The sequence below is a fragment of the Arthrobacter sp. B1I2 genome (genome assembly GCF_030816485.1).
Lineage (GTDB): Bacteria > Actinomycetota > Actinomycetes > Actinomycetales > Micrococcaceae > Arthrobacter.
Map to the genome: position 1 here is coordinate 237,478 of NZ_JAUSYC010000001.1, position 13,661 is coordinate 251,138.

3 protein-coding genes and 3 rRNA genes are annotated in these 13,661 nt (G+C 60.7%); all 6 read right to left on the reverse strand.

Annotated elements, in window-relative coordinates; all coding sequences use genetic code 11:
- Positions 1-26: 26 nt before the first annotated feature.
- Positions 27-143 (reverse strand): 5S ribosomal RNA (gene rrf / locus QFZ57_RS01080).
- Between the two features lie 167 nt (positions 144-310).
- Positions 311-3,451, reverse strand: a 23S ribosomal RNA gene (locus QFZ57_RS01085).
- A gap of 503 nt (positions 3,452-3,954) precedes the next feature.
- Positions 3,955-5,479: ribosomal RNA gene (locus tag QFZ57_RS01090) — 16S ribosomal RNA — on the reverse strand.
- The 16S, 23S and 5S rRNA genes sit together here, the layout of an rRNA operon.
- 468 nt (positions 5,480-5,947) lie before the next feature.
- Positions 5,948-9,640 (reverse strand): 1,4-alpha-glucan branching enzyme, encoded by a 3,693-nt coding sequence (locus tag QFZ57_RS01095; RefSeq protein WP_306897331.1) that lies wholly within the window; start codon positions 9,638-9,640, stop codon positions 5,948-5,950.
- A gap of 1 nt (position 9,641) precedes the next feature.
- Positions 9,642-11,435, reverse strand: coding sequence for a maltose alpha-D-glucosyltransferase (treS, locus tag QFZ57_RS01100; protein ID WP_306897333.1), 1,794 nt, complete (start codon positions 11,433-11,435; stop codon positions 9,642-9,644).
- Complete coding sequence (locus tag QFZ57_RS01105; RefSeq protein WP_306632391.1) at positions 11,432-13,474, reverse strand: alpha-1,4-glucan--maltose-1-phosphate maltosyltransferase; 2,043 nt, start codon at positions 13,472-13,474, stop codon at positions 11,432-11,434. The genes treS and QFZ57_RS01105 overlap by 4 nt, the downstream gene beginning before the upstream one ends.
- Positions 13,475-13,661 lie beyond the last annotated feature (187 nt).

The window sequence follows — 13,661 nt, forward strand, 5'->3', positions numbered from 1 at the left end:
TTTGTCAGGGCCCTGGCCAACTTTACGTCCGGCGGTGACCTACTCTCCCACACCCTCCCGGGTGCAGTACCATCGGCGCTGTGGGTCTTAGCTTCCGGGTTCGGAATGGGACCGGGCGTTTCCCCCACGCTATGACCGCCGTAACCCTTGTACCCGTCACCGACCCCTGGGGGTGGTGTGGGAAGTTTGTGGTTACAACATTGTGGTGTTGTGTATTCAGTTGTTGGTTCCTGTTCAACAGTTGTCCCGTTGGGCGGGGTTGTTGGTTGGGAACCACATAGTGGACGCAAGCAGAATTTGTATGTTCTGTGTGGTGTAAGTTGTTGGCCTATTAGTACCGGTCAGCTTCACGAGTCGTTAGTCCTCGCTTCCACATCCGGCCTATCAACCCAGTGGTCTGGCTGGGGGCCTCTCACACATGAATGTGTATGGAAATCTCATCTTGAAGCGAGCTTCCCGCTTAGATGCTTTCAGCGGTTATCCCATCCGAACGTAGCTAATCAGCGGTGCACTTGGCAGTACAACTGACACACCAGAGGTTCGTCCGTCCCGGTCCTCTCGTACTAAGGACAGCCCTTCTCAAATTTCCTGCGCGCGCAGCGGATAGGGACCGAACTGTCTCACGACGTTCTAAACCCAGCTCGCGTACCGCTTTAATGGGCGAACAGCCCAACCCTTGGGACCTACTCCAGCCCCAGGATGCGACGAGCCGACATCGAGGTGCCAAACCATGCCGTCGATATGGACTCTTGGGCAAGATCAGCCTGTTATCCCCGAGGTACCTTTTATCCGTTGAGCGACGGCCATTCCACAATGTACCGCCGGATCACTAGTCCCGACTTTCGTCCCTGCTCGAGATGTCTCTCTCACAGTCAAGCTCCCTTGTGCACTTACACTCGACACCTGATTGCCAACCAGGCTGAGGGAACCTTTGGGCGCCTCCGTTACTTTTTAGGAGGCAACCGCCCCAGTTAAACTACCCATCAGGCACTGTCCCTGACCCGGATTACGGGCCGAAGTTAGATGTCCAAAGTGACCAGAGTGGTATTTCAACGATGACTCCACCCGAACTGGCGTCCGGGCTTCAACGTCTCCCACCTATCCTACACAAGCCACTCCGAACACCAATACCAAACTATAGTAAAGGTCTCGGGGTCTTTCCGTCCTGCTGCGCGTAACGAGCATCTTTACTCGTACTGCAATTTCGCCGAGTTTATGGTTGAGACAGCGGGGAAGTCGTTACTCCATTCGTGCAGGTCGGAACTTACCCGACAAGGAATTTCGCTACCTTAGGATGGTTATAGTTACCACCGCCGTTTACTGGGGCTTAAATTCTCAGCTTCGCCTTGCGGCTAACCGGTCCTCTTAACCTTCCAGCACCGGGCAGGAGTCAGTCCGTATACATCGTCTTGCGACTTCGCACGGACCTGTGTTTTTAGTAAACAGTCGCTTCCCCCTGGTCTCTGCGGCCCCGATCCCCTCCGGACAGCAAGTGTCCATCAAGGTTGGGGCCCCCCTTCTCCCGAAGTTACGGGGGCATTTTGCCGAGTTCCTTAACCATAATTCTCTCGATCGCCTTGGTATTCTCTACCTGATCACCTGTGTCGGTTTGGGGTACGGGCGGCTAAAACCTCGCGTCGATGCTTTTCTCGGCAGCATAGGATCACCAAATCCCCCCAAACGGGGGTCCCATCAGATCTCAGGCTTATATGAGTGGCGGATTTGCCTACCACTCGCCCTACATCCTTAGACCGGGACAACCATCGCCCGGCTCGGCTACCTTCCTGCGTCACACCTGTTAATACGCTTGCCTCCCGGGATCAGGTCCTGCGCTCCACCAAAACCCGCACACCACAAGGGTGATTGGGCAGGCTTCGGGCAGTTAGTATCCCCCGCTCAGCATGGGCGGTTTTTCGCCGGTACGGGAATATCAACCCGTTGTCCATCGACTACGCCTGTCGGCCTCGCCTTAGGTCCCGACTTACCCAGGGCAGATTAGCTTGACCCTGGAACCCTTGATCATTCGGCGGACGGGTTTCTCACCCGTCTTTCGCTACTCATGCCTGCATTCTCACTCGTGTAGGCTCCACCGCTGGTTTACACCGCGACTTCACCGCCCACACGACGCTCCCCTACCACTCCAAACGCCTGAACCAGCCCAACAAGTGGGCGGCTTGGCTACTATTTGAAATCCACAACTTCGGCGGTGTACTTGAGCCCCGCTACATTGTCGGCGCGGAATCACTTGACCAGTGAGCTATTACGCACTCTTTTAAGGGTGGCTGCTTCTAAGCCAACCTCCTGGTTGTCTTCGCAACTCCACATCCTTTCCCACTTAGCACACGCTTAGGGGCCTTAGTTGGTGGTCTGGGCTGTTTCCCTCTCGACTATGAAGCTTATCCCCCACAGTCTCACTGCTGCGCTCTCACTTACCGGCATTCGGAGTTTGGCTGACGTCAGTAACCTTGTAGGGCCCATTAGCCATCCAGTAGCTCTACCTCCAGCAAGAAACACGCAACGCTGCACCTAAATGCATTTCGGGGAGAACCAGCTATCACGAAGTTTGATTGGCCTTTCACCCCTACCCACAGCTCATCCCCTCCATTTTCAACTGAAGTGGGTTCGGTCCTCCACGACGTCTTACCGTCGCTTCAACCTGGCCATGGGTAGATCACTTCGCTTCGGGTCTAGATCACGCCACTCACTCGCCCTGTTCAGACTCGCTTTCGCTACGGCTGCCCCACACGGGTTAACCTCGCGACGTAACACTAACTCGCAGGCTCATTCTTCAAAAGGCACGCCGTCACCAGAATCAGACTGGCTCCGACGGATTGTAAGCACACGGTTTCAGGTACTGTTTCACTCCCCTCCCGGGGTACTTTTCACCTTTCCCTCACGGTACTGGTCCGCTATCGGTCATTAGGGAGTATTTAGGCTTATCAGGTGGTCCTGACAGATTCGCACGGGATTTCTCGGGCCCCGTACTACTTGGGATACTCTCACAGGCGGTACAAACACATTACGGTTACGGGACTAACACCCTCTCTGGCCGGCCTTTCAAAACCGTTCACCTATGCGCGCACATCACACCCCACTGTCCCGGCAGAGACAGTACGGAAAGTCCCACAACCCCGACCATGCAACGCCCGCCGGCTATCACACATGGAACGGTTTAGCCTGATCCGCGTTCGCTCGCCACTACTAACGGAATCACTATTGTTTTCTCTTCCTGCGGGTACTGAGATGTTTCACTTCCCCGCGTTCCCCCCACGCACCCTATGTGTTCAGGTACGGGTCACCAAGTCACTCGCGCGCTCAGCGGGGTTTCCCCATTCGGACACCCTGGGATCACAGTCCGGTTATCGACTCCCCCAGGCTTATCGCAGATTCCTACGTCCTTCTTCGGCTCCTAATGCCAAGGCATCCACCGTGTGCTCTTAAAAACTTGACCACAAAGATCAAAAACTAATTTCGAGAGAACCACGGAAACCACTGCTCCACCCCAAAAGGCAGAACAACAGATCCAGGTTCATATATCTTGGAAATTGCTTCTTATACAAGATGCTCGCGTCCACTATGTAGTTCTCAAACAACAACCCCAAACCACACACCCCACACACACTCGTGTGTGATCGGCGCGGCCAGGAAAACCAGAAACAAAGTCCCGCACAGCCGCCCCCCACCCCCGAAAGGGAAAGGGAAGAAACCCGCGGTCCTGTTGCCTCAGGACCCAACAGTGTGCCAAACACTAAACCATGCCATCACTCCCCCACCGTTCCAGAACCATCACTGGCTCGTACTGGGACAAGGAAACAACACCACAGCCGCTATTTGTTGATATTCCACCCTTGAGCACCCGCCACGGAACGAACGTCCATGCAACGGGCCTTTACTCCTGACAACCCCCACACCCCGGCATACACCAGGACAGGGACGGTTGTAGGTGCTCCTTAGAAAGGAGGTGATCCAGCCGCACCTTCCGGTACGGCTACCTTGTTACGACTTAGTCCCAATCGCCAGTCCCACCTTCGACAGCTCCCTCCCACAAGGGGTTAGGCCACCGGCTTCGGGTGTTACCAACTTTCGTGACTTGACGGGCGGTGTGTACAAGGCCCGGGAACGTATTCACCGCAGCGTTGCTGATCTGCGATTACTAGCGACTCCGACTTCATGGGGTCGAGTTGCAGACCCCAATCCGAACTGAGACCGGCTTTTTGGGATTAGCTCCACCTCACAGTATCGCAACCCTTTGTACCGGCCATTGTAGCATGCGTGAAGCCCAAGACATAAGGGGCATGATGATTTGACGTCGTCCCCACCTTCCTCCGAGTTGACCCCGGCAGTCTCCTATGAGTCCCCACCATCACGTGCTGGCAACATAGAACGAGGGTTGCGCTCGTTGCGGGACTTAACCCAACATCTCACGACACGAGCTGACGACAACCATGCACCACCTGTAAACCAGCCACAAAGTGGGGGACGCATTTCTGCGCCTTACTGGTTCATGTCAAGCCTTGGTAAGGTTCTTCGCGTTGCATCGAATTAATCCGCATGCTCCGCCGCTTGTGCGGGCCCCCGTCAATTCCTTTGAGTTTTAGCCTTGCGGCCGTACTCCCCAGGCGGGGCACTTAATGCGTTAGCTACGGCGCGGAAAACGTGGAATGTCCCCCACACCTAGTGCCCAACGTTTACGGCATGGACTACCAGGGTATCTAATCCTGTTCGCTCCCCATGCTTTCGCTCCTCAGCGTCAGTTAATGCCCAGAGACCTGCCTTCGCCATCGGTGTTCCTCCTGATATCTGCGCATTTCACCGCTACACCAGGAATTCCAGTCTCCCCTACATCACTCTAGTCTGCCCGTACCCACCGCAGATCCGGAGTTGAGCCCCGGACTTTCACGGCAGACGCGACAAACCGCCTACGAGCTCTTTACGCCCAATAATTCCGGATAACGCTTGCGCCCTACGTATTACCGCGGCTGCTGGCACGTAGTTAGCCGGCGCTTCTTCTGCAGGTACCGTCACTTTCGCTTCTTCCCTACTGAAAGAGGTTTACAACCCGAAGGCCGTCATCCCTCACGCGGCGTCGCTGCATCAGGCTTGCGCCCATTGTGCAATATTCCCCACTGCTGCCTCCCGTAGGAGTCTGGGCCGTGTCTCAGTCCCAGTGTGGCCGGTCACCCTCTCAGGCCGGCTACCCGTCGTCGCCTTGGTAGGCCATTACCCCACCAACAAGCTGATAGGCCGCGAGTCCATCCAAAACCACAAAAGCTTTCCACCAACCACCATGCGGCGGCCGGTCATATCCGGTATTAGACCCAGTTTCCCAGGCTTATCCCAGAGTCAAGGGCAGGTTACTCACGTGTTACTCACCCGTTCGCCACTAATCCCCGGTGCAAGCACCGGATCATCGTTCGACTTGCATGTGTTAAGCACGCCGCCAGCGTTCATCCTGAGCCAGGATCAAACTCTCCGTTGAAGTAAAACAGACACAACCACAACCACCGGAAATAACGGCGACCACAGCTGCACAAAATTTGAAACCAGCTAAAAACACCATGCCAACCACGGAGGTGGCGGCACAGCACAATCAACCAATTCATAAAACAATTGGTATCAACAAACTTGGCACACTATTGAGTTCTCAAACAACAGACACACCCGGCACCACCCAAACATTCCGTTCAGGATCGCTCCGGAGCAACTTTCCAAACTTACCCGCTGACTTCCTGCGTGTCAAACCGGCGTCCGCAACCATCCTCAGCGTAAGCTCGGGGTTTCGGTTTTCCGTCTGACTCCGTGGAGCAGCGCGGAAATAAACTGTACCACCACTCATTCCGGATCGCCAGTCCGCTCGCGGGAGGGCCCGCCCGGCAGCCGAAAGGCCCGGAATCACGCGGATCCCGGGCCTTCGTCTGGAGCCCTGCCGATACAACCCGAGCCTGGGTCAGTCGGCCGATGAAGCTCCCGGCTTGAAGTACGCCGCTCCAAGCGGGGGCAACGTGACTGTCAACGTTGCCGGCTGGCCATCCTGCCCGTCGTTCGTGGCGTTCAGCTCGCCACTGTTGAGTACGCCGGATCCGCCGTAGGTGGTGTGGTCGGTGTTCAGGACCTCGGTCCATGCACCAGCCGTGGGAACCCCCAGGGTGTACCCGACGTGCGGCGCACCGGAGAAGTTGATGGCGCAGACGATCGGATTCTTGTCAGCGTCCCACCTGATGAAGGACAGGACATTCCGGTCGGCGTCTCCCCCGTTGATCCACTGGAACCCGGCCGGAACGTTGTCCTGCGAGTACAGGGCGGGAGTGGAAGCGTAGAGCTCGTTCAGGTCCTTGGTCAGCAGCTGCAGCCCTCGGTGCGCGGGGATGTCGGCGAGCCACCAGTCCAGCCCGTGCTGCTCCGACCACTCGGCTTCCTGGCCGAACTCGGTTCCCATGAAGATGAGCTGTTTGCCCGGATGCGCCCACTGGTAGGCAAAGAAGGCGCGGAGGTTGGCCAGCTGCTGCCAACGGTCGCCGGGCATCTTGCGGAGCATGGAACCCTTGCCGTGGACAACCTCATCGTGGCTGATGGGCAACAGGAAGTTTTCAGTGAAGGCGTAGACCAGGGAGAACGTGACCGTGCCGTGGTGCCACCTGCGGTTGTAGGGGTCCTCGGAGATGTACTTCAGGGAGTCGTGCATCCAGCCCATGTTCCACTTCAGGCCAAAACCCAGGCCGCCGTGGCTGGTCGGGGCCGTGACGCCCGGGAAGGCCGTGGATTCTTCGGCAATCATGACGGCGCCCGGGTGGGTCTTGTAGACCGTGGCGTTGACTTCCTGGAGGAAGGAGATGGCCTCGAGGTTTTCCCTGCCGCCGAAGCGGTTGGGCCGCCACTGGCCTTCCTGGCGCGAGTAGTCGAGGTAGAGCATGGAGGCCACCGCGTCCACGCGCAGGCCGTCGATGTGGAACTCTTCCAGCCAGTAGAGGGCGTTTGCCACCAGGAAGTTCCGGACCTCGGTGCGGCCGAAGTCGAAGATCAGGGTGCCCCAGTCAGGGTGTTCCCCGAGCGCCGGGTCCGCGTGTTCGTAGAGGGGTTCGCCGTCGAACTTTGCCAACGCCCAGGCATCCTTGGGGAAGTGAGCGGGCACCCAGTCCAACAGCACGCCGATGCCCGCCTGGTGGAGGGCGTCCACCAGGTAGCGGAACTCGTCAGGATGTCCGAACCTGGACGTGGGGGCGAAGTAGGACGTGACCTGGTAGCCCCAGGACCCGCCGAACGGATGCTCCGCCACGGGCATGAATTCCACGTGGGTGAACCCGAGCCACTTCACGTACTCCACCAGTTCCTTGGCGAGTTCGCGGTAGCCGAGGCCCAGCCGCCACGATCCGAGGTGTACTTCGTAGACACTCATGGCTGAATTGTGCGGGTCCCGTTTGGCCCGCGCTTCCATCCATTCGTCGTCCTTGAAAGCGTAGGAAGGTTCCACCACCCTGGATGCAGTCAGCGGAGGAACCTCCGTGCCGAACGCCAGCGGATCGGCTTTCTCAACCCAGTAGCCGCCCCTTGTCAGGATTTCGTATTTGTAGCAGGCCCCTGCCGGGACCCCGGGAATGAAGACTTCCCAGACACCGGAGGAACCCAGGGACCGCATGGAGTGTTCCCGTCCGTCCCAGGCGTTGAAGTCGCCCTTGACGCGGACTGCCTGCGCGTTGGGAGCCCATACGGCGAAGGAAACACCGTTGACGTCTCCCAGCGACGACTTGTAGTGCTGGACGTGGGCACCGAGCACCTCCCACAGTTTCTCGTGCCGGCCTTCGCCGATGAGGTGCAGGTCCACTTCGCCTACTGTCGGCAGGTAGCGGTAGGGCTCGTCAACGGTTACCGGGTCCTTGCCGGGATAGGTGACCGACAGCCGGTAGTCGGGGACGTGGCCCTGATCCTGCGGCTCCAGGACGGCAACCCACACACCATGGGCCTCGTGCTGCATGGGTACTTCACCCGCTTGGGTGACTACGGTGATTGCTTCGGCAAGATGCTTTACGGTGCGGACGGTGACATGCCCGTGATCGTCCAGGTGGGCGCCCAGGACAGAGTGGGGGGCGTGGTGTTCACCGTTCGCGATCCTGCCCAGGGTGCCTTCATCCACGTGCAAAGGCACCCCCGGGCGGTCAGTTCGTGCTGAGCCTGTCATTTTGTTACCTTCCGATGCTGCGCCGGCGTGGTCGCCGGCGCCGTTACCACTCAGGAGCCGTCTGGAGGCGTTTACTGGAATCGCCACCCAGTCGGGCCTGTTACGCATTTCATAAACAACTTCGTACAGCGCCTTGTCCAGCCACAATGCCACAAACAGGGGCGAGGTCCGGTCCACCGTGCCGGGAATGACCCCCGCGTACCCGGCAAGGAAAGCGTCGGCGCAATCGTCAACCCAACTGTCCGGGACCTGCGCACCCTCCTGCTCGCGCTGGGCTGCTCCGGCTGCGTAGTCGAAGGACCGCAGCATCCCCACGACGTCACGGAGGGGGACGTCCGGGACGTTCCGTTCGGCGATGGGCCGCAGCGGCTCGCCCTCGAAGTCCAGGATGGCCCAGCGAGACCCGTTGCCGGATGGCCCGGTGACCTGGAGGATCTGGCCCAGGTGGAGGTCGCCGTGGATACGCTGCAGGGGCCCGGCCGGAACCGTGTCCAATGTGGCCAGCAGGGCGTCCAGGGCATCGTCGTAAGGCCCGACGGCGGCACGGGCTTCTGCCCAGGCGGTCCGGACGCGCTGGGCAACAGCAGGCCCCGGCGCCTTGCCGGGCCCGGGCTCGGCTGACTGCCCCAGGGCCTCCGCCAAACGCTTGTGCACCGTAGCGGTGGCCGCGCCGAGGGCCCGGGCTTCCGCCGTGAAGTCAGTGCCTGAGCGGGCGGCGTCCACTGCCAGCCGCCATGCATCACGGCCGCCGGCGAGGAACTCGTGGGCCACCGCAAGCTCACCCTGGACGTAACGGCTGCCCGGTTCTGTGCCGCCGGGCCCCGGTTTGCCAAGCCACTCTCCGCGGACCCAGCCAAGGGTTGCGGGAACTTCCGAGGTGCCGGCCTTGGTCAAGGCAGCCCCCACCTCGATTTCCGGGTTGGTCCCGTCCGACAGGACCCGGAAAAACTTCACCATGGCCGCCGATTCGCCGTCGTCCACGATGACGGAACTATTGGACTGCTCGCCGGAGAGCACCTTCACAACGCCTTTGGCCGTTGGCAGGCGCTGGGGCCCCTCCACGCGGAATCCCCTGGCGGTGCCATTGGCAGCCTTCCCCTCCTGCCGGATGAGCTCCAGCCAGGCGCCCACGAAGTCGGGGTCGTGCACGGCGTCATAGACCCAGGGGCGGGTGGGATCCATTCCTGCTGCTTCGCCCACCAGCGCGCGCTCCATGTCGCCGGCCGGTGCAGGCCGGAAGCTCAACGGAACCTGGACCACGGCGGTGCGCGGACCGCCGTCGGGTCCCTCTGTGGTGACGTTGAGCAGGAACACTGCCAGCGCGGCGTAGCCGCTTGGGTCCTCCATACCCAGGCTGCCTGCCTGGGAGATGGTGAAGTCCGGTGTCTTGACGGGGAACCAGCGCTGCTGCGGCAGCCAGTCCTTGAGCAGCGCGGTGAGGGCGGGGGTGAGGATTGGCTGGTTCATCTCAGTTCTCTATCGACAGGATGGGCATGGCCTGGGTGTACGGCGACGACGGGCTGGACCCCGCCGTCCGCATACGGAGCCAGAAGAAGTCGTGGCTTCCGATGGTCAGGGTGAGGCTGCCATCGTCGCCGATGCCGGGGAAGACCTGCCCGCCAAAGACGTCGCGCAGCCCCCGTCCGGCATACTCGGGAATGCGCAGCGTGGCAGCGACCGGGTGCTGGGAAAGGTTGAAGGCGCACAGAATGGTCTCAGCGTCCGCGCCGGCAGGGTTGCTGTCCGGCAGTTCCCGCAGGTACGCCAGGACGGCGTCGTGGTCTGCTTCCACATGCCTGAACCCGCCCAGCCCGAACGCCGCGTGGTTCTTGCGGACGCTGAGGATTTGCCGGGTCCAACGCAGCAGGGACCCGGAATGGGCAGCCTCCGCTTCCACGTTGGCCATGCTGTAGTTGTAGACCAGCGACTGGATGGGAGGCAGGTACAGCTTGCCGGGATCCGCGTGGGAGAAGCCGGCATTGCGGTCCGGGTTCCACTGCATGGGGGTACGGACGGCGTCGCGGTCCTCAAGCCAGATGTTGTCCCCCATGCCGATCTCGTCGCCGTAGTACAGGAACGGGCTGCCCGGAAGCGAGAGCAGGAGGGCGTTGATCAGCTCGATTTCGGCCCGCGAATTATCCAGCAGCGGTGCCAGCCGGCGCCGGATGCCGATGTTGGCGCGCATCCGGGGGTCGGGGGCGTACCAGCCCAGCATGGCCGCGCGCTCATCGGCGGTGACCATTTCAAGGGTCAGTTCATCGTGGTTCCGGAGGAACGTGCCCCACTGCGCACCATCGGGGATGTCCGGGGTGTCGCGCATGGTTTCGATGATGGGCGCGGCTTTCTGGTCCCGCAATGCGTAATACAGGCGGGGCATGATGGGGAAGTGGAACGCCATGTGGCATTCGGGTTCCTCAGCCGTGCCGAAGTACTCCACCACCTCGTTGGGCGGCTGGTTTGCCTCAGCGATGATCACGCGGCCGGGGTAGCTTTCGTCCACCATGGCGCGCAGCCGGCGGAGGAACTCGTGGGTGGCCGGAAGGTTCTCGCAGTTGGTGCCCTCTTCCTCGAAGAGGTAGGGGATGGCGTCCGCCCGGAAACCGTCGATCCCCTGGTCCAGCCAGAACCGGACCACATCGAAGACGGCGTCGATGACCTTGGGGTTTTCGAAGTTCAGGTCCGGCTGGTGGCTGAAGAACCGGTGCCAGAAGAACTGCCGGCGGATGGGATCGAACGTCCAGTTCGATTCCTCGGTGTCCACGAAGATGATGCGTGCGTCCTGGTACTTCTCATCCGTGTCGCTCCAGACGTAGAAGTCGCCGAAAGGGCCGTCCGGGTCCTTTCGTGATTCCTGGAACCAGGGGTGCTGGTCTGAGGTGTGGTTCAGCGGCAGGTCGATGATCACCCGGACGCCACGGGCATGCGCTTCTGCCACCAGGCGCTTGAAATCGCTGATGGTGCCGAACTCGTCCAGGACGGAGTTGTAGTCGGAGATGTCGTAGCCGCCGTCCCGCAGCGGTGACTGGAAGAACGGGGGCAGCCAGAGGCAGTCCACTCCCAGCCACTGCAGGTAGTCCAAGCGGTCGATGAGTCCGGAGAAATCTCCGGACCCATCGCCGTTTGCATCCGCAAAGGCCCTGACGAGTACTTCATAGAACACGGCCTTGCGGTACCACAGCGGGTCATGCTGCAGGCCAGGCGCATTTAGCTCGAACGTGCTCTTTGGGGTGAAGTGGCCGGAACTTTGCGGATTGAAAGTCACTGATGCATTCTCCTCACGCTCAGGATGTGGGCGGGCTCCACGTGCGGGTCCAGCCGCACGTAGTTGAACTCGCCCCACTCCCAGCTTTGGCCGGTGATCAGGTCATCCACGTAGAAGCCGCCGCCGGGGGTGCGGTCCTGCGGATCCAGCTCAAGGGCTGCCAGGTCCAGCGCCACGCTGCATTCCTTGGTGACGTGGGGGTCGACGTTGACCACCACGATGATGGTGTCCTTGGACCCGTCGGGAAGCGTTTTGTGCTTGGAGTAAACCACCGTGGAGTCATCCGTGCTCGTGTGGACCGTCAGGTTCTGCAGGTCCAGAAGCGCGGGGTGGTCGCGCCGGATGTGGTTCAGCCGTGTGATGTACGGTGCCAGCGAGCGTCCGGACTCCGCGGCGGCATCCCAGTCGCGGGCCTTGTACTCGAACTTCTCGTTGTCGATGTATTCCTCGGCACCGGGCCGGGCAACGTGCTCGTACAGTTCGTAGCCGGCGTACACGCCCCAGAGCGGGCTTCCAGTGGAGGCGAGGACCGCCCGGATCCGGAACGCCGCGGGCCCGCCGTACTGCAGGTATTCGGTGAGGATGTCCGGGGTGTTGACGAAGAAGTTGGGACGGAAGAACGCCGGGGATTCGTGGCTGACTTCGTCGAAGTACGCCTCGATCTCCTTCTTCGTGTTTCGCCAGGTGAAGTAGGTGTAGGACTGCTGGAATCCTGCCCTGCCCAGTGCGTGCATCATGGCGGGGCGGGTGAAGGCTTCGGCGAGGAATACTACGCCGGGCACCGCTTTATTCACTTCCCCGATAAGCCATTCCCAGAACCACACTGGTTTGGTGTGCGGGTTATCCACCCTGAAGATCTTTACGCCATGGCTGACCCACAGCAGCACAATCCGCAGAATTTCCTGCGAAAGGCCTTCCGGGTCATTATCGAAATTGAGCGGATATATGTCCTGGTACTTCTTGGGCGGGTTTTCCGCGTAGGCGATGCTGCCGTCCACCCGGGTTGTGAACCATTCCGGGTGGGACTGCACCCAGGGGTGGTCGGGTGCCGCCTGGAGCGCAAGGTCCAGGGCAACTTCCAGGCCCAGTTCGTTGGCCCGCGCCACGAAGGCGTCGAAGTCCTCGAAGGAACCGAGGTCGGGATGGATGGCATCGTGCCCGCCCTCCTTGGCTCCAATGGCCCAGGGTGAACCGGGATCATTCGGGCCGGCAACGAGGGTGTTGTTGGGTCCCTTGCGGTGCTCGATACCGATGGGATGGATGGGTGGCATGTACAGGATGTCGAACCCCATGGCGGCCACGGCGTCGAGCCGCTTTGCCGCGGTACGGAAGTTTCCTGATGTCCACTCGCCCGTGTTGTGGTCCTTCACGGCACCTTCGGAACGGGGGAAGAATTCGTACCAGGCGCCCCGGCCGGCCCGGTCCCGCTCCACCAGCAGCGGGAACTTCCGGGACACGGTCACCATTTCCCGGATGGGCTGGCGGGCAACGATGTCCGCGATTTCCTGGCTGAACCCGGCGCCGAGCCGTTCCTCGGTGCTGCGCGACTGGTCGGCGAGGACGTCCGAGGCGTGCTGCAGCGCTGCCCGGTCGACTTCGTCCCGGAAGTCTTCCGCGGACGCTTCGCCAAGCAGTTTGGCACCTTCGGCGAGCATGAGTTCGACGTCGATCCCGGCGTCGATCTTCACCTCGGCGTTGTGGTGCCAGGTGCCGTAGCGGTCGTGCCACGCTTCGATGACAAAGGACCAGTTCCCGGTTTCCGACGGCGTGAGCACGCCTTCCCAGCGGTCCGTTCCCATGCCGCGTTCCCCGCGGGGCGGCGTGAGCCGCACACGCTGGCGCTCTGCACCGGAGGGGTCCAGGAGCACGGCGCTGACGCCGAGCTGGTCATGGCCTTCGCGGAAGGCGGTGGCACCCACCACAATGGCCTCGCCGGGCAGGGCTTTGGCCGGAAACTTGCCGCCGTCGACGACGGGCTGCACGGCGGTGATGGGAAAACGCCCGAACCGCAGGCCCTCGGTGATACGGCGCTGGGGCATTTTGGTGGATGCGGCACTGGTTCCTGAGTTAGTCGTCACAGGCTCGACGTTAGCGAGAAATGATCGGAATTGCTAAGTGTGCTCACTAAATTCGCCGTGCCGCGGCCCAATTTCTTCATGCCCCTGTCATTTACCCAAAAGAAACCGAAAGCTGGTTCCAGCCGCGCATGTTGTCGGTTAGTGTGAC